Below are 15,932 nucleotides of genomic sequence, written 5' to 3'. Positions count from 1 at the left end.
CCGTGCCCGATCTCGAAACCGACGTCCTCGTCGCCGGCGCCGGACCCGCCGGCCTGCTGCTCGCCGCGGAGCTCGCGCTGGCCGGCGTGCGCGTCACCGTCGTCGAACGACACCCGGAAAAGCCGCCGTACTGCCGCGGCTTCAACCTGAACTCGCGGTCGCTGGACCTGCTGGCGCGGCGCGGGCTGGCCGAAGGCCTGGTCGCCGAGGGACACCAGGTGCCGCACGCGCCGGCGACCGGCATGCCCGAGCCGCTGCTGCTCGACGGCGCCACCACCGACCACCCGTTCTCCCTCGGCATCCCGCAGACCCGCGTCGAGGAGGTCCTGGAAGCCCGCGCGCTCGACCTCGGCGCGGAACTGTTGCGCGGCCACGAACTGCGGAGCTTCACGCAGGACGCGGCCGGCGTCACCGTGGAGATCCACAATGGACTGACCGTCCGGGCGCGGTACCTCGCCGGCTGCGACGGCGGCCGCAGCACCGTGCGCAAGCGGGCCGGGATCGGCTTCCCCGGCGTCGACGCGCGGTGGTTCGCGCTGCTCGGCGACGTCGAATGCGAACTGCCGTACGGGGTTTCGGCCGGCCCGGACGGCCGGACACTGTTCGTCATCCCGCGGCCCGGGTACGTCCGGATCATCGTCCGGGAGGACGACCCGCCCGCGGACAAGGACACCCCCGTCACGCTCGACCGGCTCCAGTCCCGAGTGGACGACGTGCTCGGCCGGCACGTCGAGCTGCGTGGACCGCGCTGGCTGACGAGGTTCGGCGACGCGGCCCGGCTGGCCGAGCGCTACCGCGAAGGCCGGGTCCTGCTGGCCGGCGACGCCGCGCACATCCACCCGCCGGCCGGCGCGATCGGCGTCAACGTCGCGCTCGACGACGCGTTCAACCTGGGCTGGAAGCTCGCCGCGACGGTGCGCGGGACCGCGCCCGAGGGCCTGCTCGACACCTACCACGCCGAGCGGCACGCGGCGGGTGAACACATCCTGGCCAACACCCGCGCGCAGGTCGCGCTCTCGGAGGCCGCGGCGGCGGAACCGCTGGCCGACCTGATGCGCCGCGTCGCCACGCACCCCGCGGGCAAGCTCGCGCTGGCCGAGATCATTACCGGCCTCGACGCCCGCTACGAGCCGCCCGGGCACCCGTGGCTCGGCCGTCTCGCCCCGGACCTCCCCCTGCGGGGCGACGTGAGCCACCTCGCCGCGCTGCTGCACCCCGGCCGTCCGGTGCTCCTCGACCTGACGCCCGAGCACGCCTTCGCCGCGTGGGCCCCGGGAATCGACGTGGTGGCCGCACAGTCCACTTCGGACGTCGGCGCGCTGCTGCTGCGCCCGGACGGCCACGTCGCCTGGCTGACGACCGGCTCGGACGACACCGGCCTGGCCGAAGCGATCCACCGCTGGGTCGGCGACATCCCGGTCCCGGCGACCGCTTGACCAATGCGCCCCAATGTGGCGTTGGGTGCGTTGGACGCACCCAACGCCACATTGGGGCGTTCGGGGCCCTCAGCGCGGGCGGTTCAGCACCGCCCGCTGCTGCCGGCGCCCGGCGACCGGGAACGTGCTGTGCGGCGCGAACCCGAGCTTCGCCACCACCCGCGCCGACGCCGCGTTCGCCGGTTCGTAGATCGCCAGCGGCCGGTCGGCGAAGCCGGCCGCGAAGACGTGGTCGCGCACGGCCGTCGTCGCTTCGGTCGCGTAACCGCGGCCCCAGCACGGCCGCGCGATCCACCAGCCCATCTCCACTGCGGGATGCCCGAGGCCGGACTCGACGTTGTCGCGGGACACCAGCGCGACCACGCCGTCGAACGAGCCGGGCACCGCCGACACGGCGAACCAGCCGAAGCCGTGCTCGGCCCAGTGCGCGAGCGTCGCGCGGTGCTTGGCGAGCGTGTACTCGCGGGTCCACGGCTCGCCGGTACCGACGTACCGGACCGTCTCGGGCACCTGGGCCAGCCCGAACAGGTCGTCGAAGAAGTCCTCGGACCAGGGGTGCAGCGTGAGCCGTTCCGTGGTGATGCGCACCGCGCCGAGTCTAGGACTCCTTGAGCAGCACGGCGATCCCGTCGAGCTGCACTCGCAGGCCGAACTCGAACGCCTCGTCGAGGTCGACGTCGGCCAGCCCGGTGATCGTGTCCGCGAGCGCCGGGAACCGGCCCGACTCGAGGTGCCCGGCCAGCGCCGCCATCTCGGCTTCTAGCCGCTGGGAACCGGTGATGCCGGTGTCCTGCTCGGTTTCGACCTCGATGGCGTGGCTCACCGCGAGGCCGCCGACCCAGCCGTTGACCGTCATGATCACCTGCAGCTTCGTCCGCCGGTGCAGCCCGGTGCCGGCCAGCGCCCGCAGCATCCAGTCGACCAGCCGCAGCCCGCTCGGCACCACCGGCGGCCGCACCAGCGAGTTCAGCATCACCGGCGCGAGCCACGGGTGCCGCCGGTAGGCCCGCCACTGCGTCCGCGCGGCCAGCTCCAGCCGCGGCCGCCATCGCGCCGGGCCCGGCTCGGGCAGCTCCTCGGCGCCGAGGGCGGTGTCGGCCATCAGCCGGACCAGCTCGTCCTTGTCCGGGACGTGCCGGTACAGCGCCATCGGGCCGACGCCGAGCTCGGCCGCGAGCCGGCGCATCGACAGCGCCCCGCGGCCCTCGGCGTCCGCCAGCGCGATGGCGGCCCGGACGAGCCGCGCCCGGCCCAGCGGCGGCTTCTGCGGCGTCCGGTCACTCACCACGGTGCCGCTGCCCGGCACCGCCCGCACCCAGCCCTGCTCGCCCAGCACGGTCAGTGCCTTCGCCGCGGTCGCCATCGCCACGCCCCACTCGCGCACCAGCGACCGGGTCGACGGCACCCGTTCGCCGGGCCGCAGCTCACCGGCGGTGATCCGGCGCCGCAGGTCCGCCGCGATCCGCAGGTACGGCGCCTGCTCGGCCACGAACACCCCTCGATCCGTACTAGAACACTTCACCCGGTCACCTAGAACACTTCCAGGGTACTCACCCATTCTCGGCAGCAAGGATTGCCGGATCTTCACGCTGGTCCATACGGTGCCGATACAGCGTAAGAGACAGGGGGACGGCATGACCACGACAGAGAAACCGGCGAGCCCGAGCGGGACCCGGCGCGCCACGCCGTGGTGGCGCCGGCCGTGGGTGTTCCCGCTGGGCCTGATCGTCACGGTGTTCCTGGTGTACTCGCTCCCGCCCTACCTCGGGCTGGACCCGGCGGAGTCGCGGATCCCGGCCCCGGGCAGCGTCGGCTGGTACTACCCCGTGCTGGTCACGCACATCGGCTTCGCGACCGTCGCGATGGTGACCTGCTCGCTGCAGATCTGGCCGTGGCTGCGGCAGAAGCACCCGGTCGTGCACCGCCGCACCGGCCGCGTGTACGTCTTCGCGGGCGCCATCCCGGCGTCGATCGCCGGGCTCGCCATCGCGGTCGCCGCGCCGTTCGGGCCGGTCGGCGCGGTGTCGAACGTGCTGCTCGCGACGCTCTGGTTCGGCTGCACCGTGCAGGGCTACCGGATGGCGCGGGCCCGGCGCTTCGGCGACCACCGCCGCTGGATGATCCGCAGCTTCGTGCTGTGCATGTCGATCATCAGCAACCGGATCTGGGCGATCGTCTGGTCTGTCGTGCTCCCCGGGCAGCTGGACACGACGTTCGGCGGCAGCGAACTGGCGCTGGGCCAGGCGATCGCCGGGCTCACGACGTGGACCGGCTGGGTGATCCCGTTCCTGATCGCCCAGTGGTGGCTGGACCGGGGACGCCGGCGCGCGACGGCGTGAGACCGGGCGGAACCGGTCGTGGGGGCCGGTTCCGCCCGTCACCCGCCGTCATGCCCCCGAACGGCGTATGGTCCGGACCACATTAATGGTCTATACCAATTAGGTCCGGAATTCCCGCCGCCGCGCTGCTTGTCGTGGAGGTCCCCCCATGCGTCTCCCCCGTCTCCGTCCCCTCCTGGCCGCCTTGGGCGGCCTGGCCGTCCTGGCCACCGGGTTCGCGGCACCCGCCGGCGCCGCGGCCGGCTCGCCGATCCCGGTCGGCCCCTACGTCGACATGGGCGCGTGGCCGACGCCCAGCCTCTCGGCGATGTCGGCCGCGAGCGGCGTCAAGGGCTTCACCCTCGCCTTCGTCAACTCCTACGGCTGCAAGGCCAGCTGGTTCGGCGCGTACGACCCGCGCACGGCCTGGCAGAAGGACGAGATCACCAAGATCCGCAACGCCGGCGGCGACGTCAAGATCTCCTTCGGCGGCGCGTCCGGCATCGAGCTGGCCCAGGCGTGCACCACGTCCGCCCAGGTCGCGGCCGAGTACGACGCGGTCGTCAAGGCGTACGGCCTGAAGTACGTCGACATCGACGTCGAGGGCGCGGCCGTCGCGGACCCGGCGTCGATCACGCGCCGCTCGCAGGCCCTGAAGACGTTGCAGACCAACAACCCGGGCTTGAAGATCTCGCTGACCTTGCCGGTGCTGCCCAACGGCCTCGACGCGAACGGGCTCAACGTCGTCAAGGCCGCCAAGGACGCCGGCGTGAACCTGGACCTGGTCAACATCATGGCCATGGACTACTACCAGGGCGCGGGCGACCAGGGCGCGAAGGCGATCTCCGCGGCGAAGGCCACGCAGGCGCAGCTGAAGTCGCTGTACGGCCTGAGCGACGCGGCGGCGTGGAAGAAGGTCGGCGTCACCCCGATGATCGGCGTCAACGACTCGCAGAACGAGATCTTCCTCCAGAAGGACGCCAAGGCGCTGGTCGCCTTCGCCAAGACCGTCCACCTGGGCATGCTGTCGTTCTGGGAAGCCGGCCGCGACGCGAACGCGTGCACCGGGGCGCTGTACAAGTGCACGAACGTGCCGCAGGCGAAGTACGAGTTCGCGAAGATCTTCGCGGGCTACACGGGCTGAGTCACCGCTGGGTCACCACCGGGCGGCGTCCGCGAGCAGTGCGTCCCGCACCGCCGCGGGCCCCGCCCGGCACGGTTCGGTCCTGGTCACCACGAACAGCGTGTTGATCGGGGGTTCCGCCGGGTCCAGCAGGGCGATCAGCGCACCCGAGGCCAGTTCCGCCGCGCACAGGTACCGCGGCAGCACGCTGACGCCGAAGCCGGCGAGCACGCACGTCAGCACGCCCCGCAGGTCCGGGACCACCACCGCGGGCCCGGGCGGCGGCCGGACGCCCAGCACCGAGCGCCAGTAGCGGCGGATGATCGGCAGGTCCTCGGCATAGGCCACCAACGGCGCGGTCCGCGGGTCGCCGGTGAAGCCGCGTGGGCCGACCAGGACGAACTCCTCGTCCGTCAACGGCGTCGCGGCGAAACCGCGGCCGCGGGGGCGGATCGTCGAGACGACCAGGTCGAACCGGCGCTGCGTCAGCCCGGCCAGCAGGTCGTCGGCCAGGCCGAAGCTCACCCGCAGCTTCAGACCGTCGGCAACCAGGTCCACGAGTGCGGGCAGGACGCGGGCCGTCGTCAGCTCGGCCGGTCCGGCCAGGTGGACCGGCACCGCGAAACGATCGGCGGGGCCCAGGGCGACGTCGGTCAGCGCGTCGACGTGCGGGGCGATGCGGGCCGCGAGTTCGTCGGCCGCCGACGTCGGCGTGACGCCTCGCGCGCGGCGGACGAACAGCTGCCGGCCCAGCTCCGCCTCCAGGGCCCTGACCTGCACGGTCACCGTCGGTTGGGACAAGCCCAGTGACGGTGCCGCGCCGGTCAGCGAGCCCGCGCGGTGGACCGCGAGGAACGTCCGCAGCAGGTCGAGGTCCAGCTCAGTCCTCGATCAGCTCGATCGAGTCCACGACGTTCGGGTAGAACGCGACGTGGTCCTTGATCGACGCGACCGCGTCGTACGGCTTCTCGTACGTCCAGATCGCGTTCTCCGCCTGCACGTCACCGGCGTTCAGGCTGTAGTAGCTGCTGTCGCCCTTGTACGGGCAGTACGTCTCGTGGTCGGTCCGCTCCAGCAGGCTGAAGTCGACGTCCGCCCGCGGGATGTACTGCGCCGCCGGGTAGTTCGACTCCTGCAGTGTCAGCGCGTTGCGGCTGTCGGCCACCACGCGCCCGCCCGCCTTGACCACCACGCGGGCCTTGGTCGGCTCGACGGTGATCGGGTGGTCCGGGCCCGGGACCAGCACCTTCTTCTCCGGCATGTCAGCTCCTCGACGAAGTCGTGTACTGGGAGCAGCACCCGGGACCCGGCGGTTATTCCGGGTCAGGGCAGGTAGTACATCGGGTTCGGCAGCTTGATCGGCCGCAGCGCGTGGCCGCCTTCGAGGTCGCTGAACTGGTCGCCGACGTTCAGCACGATCTTCGCGCCGGTCGCCTCGATGTGCGCCCGCGTGCCCGACTTGTACTGCACCGTGTTGCAGGTCAGGCCGCACGGGAGGTAGTCCGGCGCGGTCACCTTCGGCTTGAAGAACGCGCCGGCCGGGGCCGGGTAGCCCTCGTTGGCGAGGTTCTTGAGCGACTGCGGGCCCTGCAGCTCGTTGCGGCCGGTCAGGAAGAACACCTTCACGCCGTGCTGGGCGGCCCAGTTGGTCAGCTCCAGCACCGGCTTGTTCACCTCGAACGTGCCGTTGTCGATGGCCTGCTGCTGCTTGACCGGGTCGAAGCCGAAGTCGTTGTCGGCCTCCCAGCCGTAGGTGACCTCGGAGGTGTCGTCGACGTCCAGCACGATCGCCGGGTTCTTCACCCGGCCCAGCTGCTGCTGCAGGTAGCGCTTCGCGTCGGAGACGACGTTCTTGGTGTCCTTCACGAACTTGCTCGTGTCGGAGTAGTGGTGCTTGCCCGCGGCGTCGAGGTAGTCGCCGTAGTAGGCCTTGACGTCGTTCTTGACCTGGCCGATGTTGGCCGGTTCCTTGGCGCGGGCGGCGGTGGCGTCGTCCGAGCCGGCCAGCGCGGTGGCCCCCGAAGCGACGGTGGCACCGATCGCCGCGGCGGCGGCGAGCTTGACGAGACCTGACCATTTTCCGGACACGGCGACCCTCCAGTGAAGACTTGGCGACTCGGGGAACCTACGTCACGTTCACCCGGAGTTCCACCCTTCGTTGGTTCCTGTTCACCTAGACCCGCTCGGCGCGGCACACGAACGCCACCGGCGCGCGGCCGATCCGCGTCAAAACCACCGAGGCTTCCGCCGAGCCGCGTGGTTTCAGCCTGCGGCGCAACGCGTCCGGGTCGACGTCGAGGCCGCGGGTCAGGATCTCCAGCCGGCCGACGTCGTGTCGCTTGAGGACGGACTTCAGGGACTTTTCGCTGTACGGGCCCTGCTCCAGGACGCGGAACGCGCGCACGCCCGGCGGCGGTGTGTCACCGGTCAGGTACGCGATGCGTTCGTCCAGCTGCCACAGCCCGTGCCGCGCCGCGTAGTGCCGGACCAGCCCGGCCCGCACGACCGCGCCGTCCGGGTCGACGATCCACTCCCCCGGCTCACGCGTGGGCAGCTCGTCCGGTTCGGCGTCGGTGACCGTCCACTGTGTCCCGTCCGAGCGCAGGACGCTCGCCCGCCGGGTGACGCCGGTGCCCAGGCCACGCCACAGGCAGGACTCGCGCACCTGGCCGTCGAGGGACACCAGCTCGACCTCGTCCGCCCACGGCGCGATCGCGAAGTCCAAGCCCGGCGCGCACTTCACCGACAGCGGACGCCCCGGGTAGGCGTCGACCAGGCCGTCGAGCGGCGGGGTGAAGTCCGCGGGTTTCCAGGCCCGCCGCCCGGCCGCGTCACGCCGGGCCGGATCGGCGACGACCACGGTGTCCCGGCTGACCGCCTTCAGCGCGTCGGCCCGCACGAGCCCGAACGAGACGCCCGCGGCGACGCCGTTGTGCCGGGCCATCGCCAGCCGCACCGGGTCCACATCGGACCCGAGCGCACGCTTCGCCACCCGGGCGATCTCGACCAGGTCCGCGCCGACCGAGCACGTGACGTCGTGGACGTCCAAGCCCGTGAGCCGGGACGCCCGGTGCCGCGCGACGAGGGACGCGCTCGCCTGCTGGAGCGCGTCCGCGGTGAACAGCCAGTCCACACCGGACAGCTTGCCGACGGCTTTCCGGCGCAGCACGGCGGTTTCCAGCACCGCGGCCGCGTGCTCCTCGCCGACCAGGCGGCGCACCGCGGCGACGTCGGCGATGCGGTCGGTCAGCGGCCGCGTGGAAGCCTCGGCGAGCGCCGCCTCACCCGCACCGGAGCGCAGGTAGGCGACGTCGTCGAGGCTGAACGCGTAAGGCACTTAGGACGGCCGCTTGGTCCCGGTGATCATCACGTTGTAGAACAGCTCGCGCGGCAGCACCTTCGACAGCAGCTTCTTGTCCACCGCGGACAGCCGCAGCCACAGCTTGTAGGCGAACAGCCGCCAGCGGACGGTCAGCTTCTCCTGCGGCACCGCGGCTTCGAACGTCCGGATCGGCCAGCCGGCGAGCGCCGCGGCGAACTCCTCGGTGACCGCGCGGACGTCCTGGGCGCCGGCGCCGCGGGCCCACGACTCCAGCTCCGACGGGTCGAAGGTGTGGATGTCGACGACGGCTTCCAGCGCGGCGGCGCGCGAGGACTCGTCGAGCTCCTCCTGCGGCCGGCGCCAGCCGCTCAACGCGGGCAGCTTCGTCACGTTGGTCGTCAGGAACCAGGTGAGCTGGCCGAGCTTGCGGGCGTAGGTGTCGCCGATCTTGGTCGGCTCGCCGGCGAACACGAACCGCCCGCCCGGCTTGAGCACGCGCAGCACCTCGCGGAACGCCGCCTGCACGTCCGGGATGTGGTGCAGCACCGCGTGCCCGACCACCAGGTCGAACGTGTTGTCCTCGTACGGGATCCGCTCGGCGTCGGCGACCCGGCCGTCGACGTCGAGGCCGAGGCTCTCGGCGTTGCGCAGCGCGACCTGGACCATGCCGGGCGAAAGGTCGGTGACCGAGCCCTTCTTGGCGACGCCGCCCTGCATCAGGTTCAGCAGGAAGAAGCCCGTGCCGCTGCCCAGCTCCATCGCGTGCTGGTACGGCTGGCCGTCATCACCCGCGACGGCGTTGAACACGTCCGTCGCGTACGAGATGCAGCGCTCGTCGTAGGAGATGGACCACTTCTCGTCGTAGGTGCCGGCTTCCCAGTCGTGGTACAGCACGTTCGCGAGCTTGGGGTCGGCCCAGGCGGCCTGGACCTCTTCCGCGGTGGCGTGCGGGTGCGGTGCCGGGTCGTTCACGTCGGTCAAGGCGTCATTTCCCTTCGAAAGTGGCCTTGCCGGGGCCGTTCTCGATGAACGACTTCATGCCGTTCTGCTGGTCTTCGGTCGCCCAGAGCGCGGCGAACAGGTGCGACTCGAGCTTGAGCCCGTTCGCCAGGTCGGTGTCGAGACCGCCGTCGATGGCCGCCTTCGCCGCGCGCAGGGCCACGGCCGGGCCGTTCGCGAACTGGGACGCCCACTTGTGCGCGGCCGCGTAGACGTCGTCCGGTGCGACGACCTCGTCGACGATCCCCAGCCGCAGCGCCTCTTCGGCCTTGACGAACCGTCCGGTGTAGACGATGTCCTTGGTCTTGCTCGGCCCGATCAGCCGGGCCAGGCGCTGGGTGCCGCCCGCGCCGGGGATGACGCCGAGCTGGATCTCCGGCTGGCCGACCTTGACGTTGTCGCCGGCGACGCGGCGGTCCGCGGTCAGCGCCAGTTCGAGGCCGCCGCCGAGGGCGTAGCCGGTGATGGCGGCGACGACCGGCTTCGGGATGTTCGCGATCGCGGCGAGCGTCCCGGTGAGGGTGGCGCCGAACTTCGCGATCTGCGGGTAGGTGCGGGTGGCCATCTCCTTGATGTCCGCGCCGCCGGCGAAGGTCTTCTCACCGCCGTAGAGGATCACGGCGCGCACGTCGTCGCGCTCGGAGACCTCCTTGGCCAGCTCCGCGAGCTCGGCGGTGACCTGGGCGTTCAGGGCGTTGACCGGGGGCCGGTCGAGCCGGATCGTCCCGACGCCGTCCTTGACCTCCAGCGATACGAACTCTCCCACGCCCATCCTCCTCGTTGACGAAGTGCCAGCAGGTTACTGCCCGGTAAGCACAGCCTAGCGACGGCGGGCGAAGAAGCGATCCCCGGAGCGTTCGAGCACCAGGTCCTGGTCGAACGTCTTCGAGAGGTTTTCGCTGGTGATGACGTCGTCGACGAGGCCGGACACGACCGCGTGCCCGTCGCGGAGGAGCAACGCGTGGGTGAACCCCGGCGGGATCTCCTCCACGTGGTGGGTGACGAGCACCATGGCCGGCGCGTCCGGGTCGAGGGCCAGCGCGGACAGCCGCGCGACGAGGTCCTCGCGGCCGCCGAGGTCGAGGCCGGCGGCCGGCTCGTCGAGCAGCAGCATCTCCGGGTCGGTCATCAGGGACCGGGCGATCAGGGCCCGCTTGCGCTCGCCTTCGGACAGCGTGCCGAAGGTGCGGTCGGCCAGCTGCCCGATGCCCAGCGCGCCCAGCAGCTCGGTCGCGCGGGCGGTGTCGAGGGTGTCGTACTCCTCACGCCACCGGCCCACCACGGCGTACCCGGCGCTCACCACGACGTCCTTCACCAGTTCGTCGCCCGGGACGCGCTGGGCGATCGCGGCGGAGGTGAACCCGATGCGGGGGCGCAGCTCGAAGATGTTCACCTTGCCGATGCGCTCGCCGAGCAGGTCGAGCTCGCCGGTGCTCGGGTGCAGCTCGGCCGCGGCGAGGCGCAGCAGGGTGGTCTTGCCCGCGCCGTTCGGGCCGAGCACCACCCAGCGCTCGTCGAGTTCCACGGACCAGTCGAGGCCGGCGAGGAGGTCGTTTGTCCCGCGGCGGACGCCGACACCGGCCATCCGGACCACGAGGTCGTCAAGTTCGCTGGGCTGGATCGGCTCGCTCACGAAGCCCATTCTGTCTGCCGTCGCGCGCGCGTGCGCACCCGCCCGGGTGAGACGGCCGATCGGCAGGTCGGGGACGTCCACGAAGTGGAACTCCGCACTCCGGAAGTGCCTGGCGCGGCGCGGCTGTGGCAGGATCACGGACATGTCAGCCGACGCGCCCGTGACCCCGGTGACCCGGGGCTCGTTCTGGCGCCGTCGCACGATCGACCTGCTCCTCGTCGCCTCGGCCGGGTGTACCCCGGCACGGCTCCGCTGACCCCGCGCGTCCTTTTCCCGACGTGCGGCCGGCGCCGTGCACGCCCCCGCGTCCCGATCACCTTTCGCGTCCGAGGAGCCCCGCGTTGACCACTTCCATCACCCGTCCCGCCGTCGAGATCCACCCGCAGCTGACCGACCCGCTGCTGCCCGAGCTGCTGCACCCGTCGCGGCTGCTGTGGACCCCGCGTGAGCTGGCGGACCTGACCGCCACCGTGACCACCGAGCTGACCGCGAACGTCAAGGCCGTCCTGCGGTTCGACGAGGACCGCCGCTGGTGGGCCCGGCTGGCGCTGACCGACGGCGTCGAGCTGTGGCTGCTGTCGTGGCTGCCCGGCCAGCACACGAAGCCGCACGACCACGGCGGCGCGTCCGGCTCGTTCACCGTGCTGCAGGGCGAGCTGAACGAGGAGTACCGCTACCCCGGCGGCCCGATCCGGAGCCGCACGCACACCGCGGGCGACGGCATCGGCTTCGGCGCCGGGCGCGCCCACCAGGTCACCGGCATCGGCGACCGGCCCGCGGCCAGCGTCCACGCGTACTCACCGCCGCTGGTGGCGACCCGCGAGTACACGACGCTCGCGGACGTTCCGGCCGAAATCCCGCCGCTGCCCGCTGTCGTCCGCCGATGAGCGCCGTCGACACCCTCCTGGCCGCCGCCCGGTCCGGCCTGGACCGGGCGACCCCGGCCCGGGCCCACGAGCTGCAGGAGGCGGGCGCGCTGCTCGTCGACATCCGGCCGCTCGCCAACCGCGAGGCCGAGGGCGAGATCCCCGGCGCGGTGATCGTCGAGCGGATCCACCTGGAGTGGCGGCTGGCGCCGGACAGCGACTGGCGGCTGCCCTCGGTGACGCCGGACTCGACGGTGATCGTGCTGTGCAACGAGGGCTACTCGTCGAGCCTCGCGGCGGCCGACCTGCAACGGCTGGGCCTGCCGCGCGCGACGGACCTCGAAGGCGGCTTCCGGGCCTGGGCGTCCGCCGGCCTGCCCGTGCAGACCGGCGGAAGCCCGGCGGTTCCCTAGTCTTTCAGCTCAGCGCGGGCGCGACCTGTGCGGCGAACAGGTCGATGCCGGCGCGGTCGTACGCGGCTTCCGGGAAGTTGAAGATCGCGTAGGACATGCCGAGCTCGCCCATCGCGGCGAGCTTTTCGGTGACCTGCTCGGGAGTACCGGTGGTCGGGCTGTTCACGAAGTTGGCGAACCACCGCTCGGCCGCGTCCGCCGGGGTGTACTTGTGCAGGTGGGACTTCAGCCAGGCCAGCTTGTCCTGGACGTCCTTTTCGGTCTCCCCGATCACGACGTTGTGGTTGACCGAGCGGACGATCGCGTCGAAGTCGGTACCGACGTCCTTGCAGTGCTGCGCGAGGATCTCCGACTTCCGGGTGAACGTCTCGGCGTCGCCGCCGAAGTTCGTGTACTTCGCGTACTTCGCCGCGATCTTCAGCGTCTTCTTCTCACCACCGCCGGCGATCCACAGCGGGATCCCGCCCTCCTGCGGCGGCAACGGACGCAGGATCGCGCCGTCGGTCTGGTAGTGCTTGCCGTCCAGTGTGGACGTCCCGGTGGTCCAGAGGTCCCGCATGATCTGGACGCCCTCATCGAGCTGCCCGAGCCGCTCGCCGGCGCCCGGGAAGCCGTAGCCGTAGGCCCGCCACTCGTGCTCGTACCAGCCGGCCCCGATCCCCATCTCGACGCGCCCGCCGGCGATGGTGTCCGCGGTCGCGGCGACCTTCGCCAGGTAGGCGGGGTTGCGGTAACCCATGCAGGTGCACATCTGCCCGAGCCGGATGGTGTCGGTCGCGGCGGCGAAGGCCGAGATCAGCGACCACGCCTCGTGCGTGGCCTCCTCCGTGGGTACCGGCACGGTGTGGAAGTGGTCGTAGACCCAGATCGATTCGAAGGGCCCGGCCTCCGCGTGCTTCGCGAGGCCGAGCATGGTCTTCCAGTGGTCCGCGGGCTCGATGCCGGCGAGGTCGATCCGCCAGCCCTGCGGGATGAAGAGTCCGAAGCGCATACCCCCAACTTAACGCGACCGACGCCGGGACGCGGTGTGGTTTTCCGGCTGCGCAGCTGGAGCAACTCCAGGTCAGGCCCGGCTTTCACCCGGCGCGGGCGAGCCGAGGAAAGCCGTGAAGGACTCCTTACCGGCTCTTACGGCCGGGAAGGGGGCCTTCACGGCTTTGCTCAGGCCAGGATGACCCGGGCCAGCTCCGCCGGTGTCGCCAGCAGGCCGTGCTTCGGCAGCACTCGGACCGTGTAGCCGATCGCTCCCGGCTGGGGGAGCTTCAGGCGGGCCGCGAAGGCGCCGATGCCGTCGCCCTCCATCGGGACCGTGACCGGGTCGCGCAGCTCGTCGTCGTCGGCCACCCGGCCGACCACCGCCTGGATGTCCACTTCGGACGGTTGCAGGCCGGCCAGGTCGATGCGCGCGCGGATCGTCACCTCGGTGCCCACCACCAGCGGCTCGGTCGCCTCGACCTGCAGCTCCGAGTCGAAGATCTTGACCCGCGGCCACGACACCTCGATCTTGGTGCGGTAGTCCGCCAGCGACAGCGCGCCGCGGTAGCCGTCGCCGGTGGCCGCCGCGACCGTGCGGGACGCCGGGAGGTACCCGTGGTCGACGTACTCGCGGACCATCCGGGACGCCTGCACCCGCGGGCCGAGCGTCTCCAGCGTGTGCCACACCATCGACAGCCAGCCGGTGGGCACGCCGTCGGGCGACCGGTCGTAGAACAGCGGTGAGATCTGCTGGCCGAGCAGGTCGTAGAGGGCCGCGGCCTCGAGGTCGTCGCGGCGCAGCGGGTCGGCGACGCCGTCCGCGGTCGGGATCGCCCAGCCGTTGCTGCCGTCGTAGCTCTCGTCCCACCAGCCGTCGCGGATGGACAGGTTGAGCCCGCCGTTGAGCGCCGACTTCATCCCCGACGTCCCGCACGCCTCCAGCGGCCGCACCGGGTTGTTCAGCCAGACGTCGCAGCCGCGGTAGAGGTAGCGCGCCATCGACATGCCGTAGTCCGGCAGGAAGACGATCCGGTGCCGGACGTCCGCGCCGTCGACAAACCGGACGATCTGCTGGATCAGCTGCTTGCCGTTCTCGTCGGCCGGGTGCGACTTCCCCGCGACGACGACCTGGATCGGCCGGCGCTCGTCGAGCAGCAGCGTGCGCAGCCGGTCCGGGTCGCGCAGCATCAGCGTGAGCCGCTTGTACGTCGGGACGCGGCGGGCGAAGCCGACGGTCAGCACGTCCGGGTCGAACACCGAGTCCACCCAGCCCAGCTCCAGCGGGGACGCGCCGCGCTGCAGCCACGCCGCCCGCACCCGGCGTCGCACCTCGAACACCAGCTTCTCGCGCAGCTCGCGCCGCAACGCCCACAGCTGGGCGTCCGAGACGCCTTCGCGCAGCGGCTTGTCGCCGGAGTCGAGGCCCCACTCGCGGCCGAGGAGCGTGCTCAGCTCGCGCGCCACCCACGTCGGGCCGTGGACGCCGTTGGTCACCGACGAGATCGGCACCTCGTCGTGGTCGAACCCGGGCCACAGCCGGGAGAACATCTTGCGGGTGACGCGGCCGTGCAGCTGCGAGACGCCGTTCGCGCGCTGCGCCAGCCGCAGGCCCATGTGCGCCATGTTGAACAGCCCGGGGTTGTCCTCGGCGCCGAGCGCGAGCACGCGCCGCGGGTCGATGTCGGGCACCAGCCGCCCGTCGGCGAAGTAGCGCTGCACCAGGTCCACCGGGAAGCGGTCGATGCCCGCGCTGACCGGCGTGTGCGTGGTGAACAGCGTCCCGGCGCGGACCGCGGGCATGGCCTCGTCGAACGCGAGGCCGTCGGCCTGCACGATCTCGCGGGCCCGCTCCAGCCCGAGGAACCCGGCGTGGCCTTCGTTGGTGTGGAACACCATCGGCTGCGGGTGGCCGGTGATCTCGCAGTACTTGCGGACGGCGCGGAAGCCGCCGATGCCGGCCAGGATCTCCTGCCGCAGCCGGTGGTCGGCGTCGCCGCCGTAGAGCCGGTCGGTGACGCCGCGCAGGTCGTCGTCGTTGGCCTCGGTGTCGGTGTCGAGCAGCAGCAGCGGCACCCGGCCGACGCGGGCCTGCCAGATCTGCGCGCACAGCTCGCGCCCGCCCGGCATCGCGACGCCGATCAGCACCGGCCGCCCGCCCACCGTCAGCAGCTCGAGCGGGAACGCGTTCGGGTCGATGACCGGGTAGTGCTCGACCTGCCAGCCGTCGAGCGACAGCGACTGCCGGAAGTAGCCGTTGCGGTAGAGCAGCCCGACGCCGACCATCGGCACGCCCAGGTCGGACGCGGCCTTGAGGTGGTCGCCGGCGAGCACGCCGAGGCCGCCGGAGTAGTTCGGCAGGGCTTCGGTGACGCCGAACTCCATCGAGAAGTAGGCGACCGCGGGCGGCAGGCCGGCGTCGTCACGCTGCTGGTACCAGCGCGGCTCGGACAGGTAGTTCTCCAGGTCAGCGGCGGCGACGCGGGCGCGGGAGAGGAAATCTTCGTCGACGGCGAGCTCGTCGAGGCGGGCCGGCGGCAGCGCGGTGAGCATGCGCAGCGGGTCGCGGACGGCGTCGAACAGCTCGGCGTCCATCGACGCGAACAGGTCGCGCGTCGGCGGGTGCCACGTCCAGCGCAGGTTGGTGGCCAGCGCGCCGAGGCCGGAAAGGGACTCCGGGAGGCTGGCGCGAACGGTGAACCGGCGGACTGCACGCATGGACAGCGACGATATCGGGCCGCCCCGCGCGCTGCTCGGGGAGTACTTCGGGGATTACGCGCACACGCCCCGTAAGCCCTGGGTATGGTCCTGCCCGTCGGGTACGGGCAGGCTGGGAGTGGAGCGAGTGAA

At 71.8% G+C, this 15,932-nt stretch carries 16 protein-coding genes; 5 read left to right on the top strand and 11 right to left on the bottom strand.

Going from position 1 to position 15,932, the window contains the following annotated elements; genetic code table 11:
• Positions 1-2: 2 nt before the first annotated feature.
• A complete protein-coding gene (locus MUY22_RS20835; protein ID WP_247061802.1) occupies positions 3-1,436 on the top strand; it encodes an FAD-dependent monooxygenase in 1,434 nt (477 codons plus the stop codon).
• A 69-nt stretch (positions 1,437-1,505) separates the two neighbouring features.
• Here the strand turns inward: MUY22_RS20835 and MUY22_RS20830 are convergent, their stop codons facing one another.
• Positions 1,506-2,024 carry a GNAT family N-acetyltransferase gene (locus MUY22_RS20830; RefSeq protein ID WP_247061800.1) on the bottom strand — a complete coding sequence of 173 codons (519 nt, stop codon included), beginning with the start codon at positions 2,022-2,024 and terminating at the stop codon, positions 1,506-1,508.
• 10 nt (positions 2,025-2,034) lie between these two features.
• Positions 2,035-2,931 carry a TetR/AcrR family transcriptional regulator C-terminal domain-containing protein gene (locus tag MUY22_RS20825; RefSeq protein ID WP_247061798.1) on the bottom strand — a complete coding sequence of 299 codons (897 nt, stop codon included), beginning with the start codon at positions 2,929-2,931 and terminating at the stop codon, positions 2,035-2,037.
• A 139-nt stretch (positions 2,932-3,070) separates the two neighbouring features.
• On the opposite strand from MUY22_RS20825, the gene MUY22_RS20820 reads away from it, so the two are divergent.
• Together MUY22_RS20820 and MUY22_RS20815 are read left to right on the top strand one after the other, a co-directional pair.
• Positions 3,071-3,775 (top strand): DUF2306 domain-containing protein, encoded by a 705-nt coding sequence (locus MUY22_RS20820; RefSeq protein ID WP_247061796.1) that lies wholly within the window; start codon positions 3,071-3,073, stop codon positions 3,773-3,775.
• A 148-nt stretch (positions 3,776-3,923) separates the two neighbouring features.
• Positions 3,924-4,898, top strand: a complete 975-nt coding sequence (locus MUY22_RS20815) for a chitinase (RefSeq protein WP_247061794.1) — start codon at positions 3,924-3,926, stop codon at positions 4,896-4,898.
• A 12-nt stretch (positions 4,899-4,910) separates the two neighbouring features.
• Here MUY22_RS20815 and MUY22_RS20810 read toward each other — a convergent pair whose 3' ends face one another.
• The 7 genes from MUY22_RS20810 to MUY22_RS20780 all read right to left on the bottom strand — a co-directional run bounded on the left by MUY22_RS20810 (position 4,911) and on the right by MUY22_RS20780 (position 10,840).
• A complete protein-coding gene (locus MUY22_RS20810) occupies positions 4,911-5,741 on the bottom strand; it encodes a LysR family transcriptional regulator (RefSeq protein ID WP_256475999.1) in 831 nt (276 codons plus the stop codon).
• Between the two features lie 16 nt (positions 5,742-5,757).
• Positions 5,758-6,138, bottom strand: coding sequence for a DUF427 domain-containing protein (locus tag MUY22_RS20805; RefSeq protein ID WP_247061792.1), 381 nt, complete (start codon positions 6,136-6,138; stop codon positions 5,758-5,760).
• 62 nt (positions 6,139-6,200) lie between these two features.
• Positions 6,201-6,965: an HAD family acid phosphatase gene (locus MUY22_RS20800; protein ID WP_247061790.1), complete on the bottom strand. Its 765-nt coding sequence runs from the start codon at positions 6,963-6,965 to the stop codon at positions 6,201-6,203.
• 85 nt (positions 6,966-7,050) lie between these two features.
• The gene (locus MUY22_RS20795; RefSeq protein WP_247061788.1) at positions 7,051-8,214 is read right to left on the bottom strand and encodes a class I SAM-dependent methyltransferase; all 1,164 of its coding nucleotides are present in this window, start codon (positions 8,212-8,214) and stop codon (positions 7,051-7,053) included.
• Positions 8,215-9,180, bottom strand: coding sequence for a class I SAM-dependent methyltransferase (locus tag MUY22_RS20790; protein WP_247061787.1), 966 nt, complete (start codon positions 9,178-9,180; stop codon positions 8,215-8,217).
• Positions 9,181-9,184: 4 nt separating this feature from the next.
• Positions 9,185-9,964, bottom strand: coding sequence for an enoyl-CoA hydratase/isomerase family protein (locus MUY22_RS20785; RefSeq protein WP_247061786.1), 780 nt, complete (start codon positions 9,962-9,964; stop codon positions 9,185-9,187).
• A 54-nt stretch (positions 9,965-10,018) separates the two neighbouring features.
• Entirely contained in the window at positions 10,019-10,840 is an 822-nt protein-coding gene (locus tag MUY22_RS20780) for an ABC transporter ATP-binding protein (RefSeq protein ID WP_247064023.1), read from the bottom strand.
• 332 nt (positions 10,841-11,172) lie between these two features.
• Here MUY22_RS20780 and MUY22_RS20775 point away from each other — a divergent pair, with 332 nt between their 5' ends.
• Positions 11,173-11,718 (top strand): cysteine dioxygenase family protein, encoded by a 546-nt coding sequence (locus tag MUY22_RS20775; protein WP_247061785.1) that lies wholly within the window; start codon positions 11,173-11,175, stop codon positions 11,716-11,718.
• Positions 11,715-12,110, top strand: coding sequence for a rhodanese-like domain-containing protein (locus MUY22_RS20770; protein ID WP_247061784.1), 396 nt, complete (start codon positions 11,715-11,717; stop codon positions 12,108-12,110). The genes MUY22_RS20775 and MUY22_RS20770 overlap by 4 nt, the downstream gene beginning before the upstream one ends.
• A 4-nt stretch (positions 12,111-12,114) precedes the next feature.
• Here the strand turns inward: MUY22_RS20770 and MUY22_RS20765 are convergent, their stop codons facing one another.
• Both MUY22_RS20765 and glgP read right to left on the bottom strand, forming a co-directional pair.
• Complete coding sequence (locus tag MUY22_RS20765; protein WP_247061783.1) at positions 12,115-13,101, bottom strand: LLM class F420-dependent oxidoreductase; 987 nt, start codon at positions 13,099-13,101, stop codon at positions 12,115-12,117.
• Between the two features lie 170 nt (positions 13,102-13,271).
• Entirely contained in the window at positions 13,272-15,800 is a 2,529-nt protein-coding gene (glgP, locus tag MUY22_RS20760) for an alpha-glucan family phosphorylase (RefSeq protein WP_247061782.1), read from the bottom strand.
• Between the last annotated feature and the right edge of the window lie 132 nt (positions 15,801-15,932).

It is taken from the genome of Amycolatopsis sp. WQ 127309 (assembly GCF_023023025.1).
Taxonomy (GTDB): Bacteria; Actinomycetota; Actinomycetes; order Mycobacteriales; family Pseudonocardiaceae; genus Amycolatopsis.
Note: the sequence above shows the minus strand (reverse complement) of the source record. Positions and strands in the feature narration are given on the sequence as shown.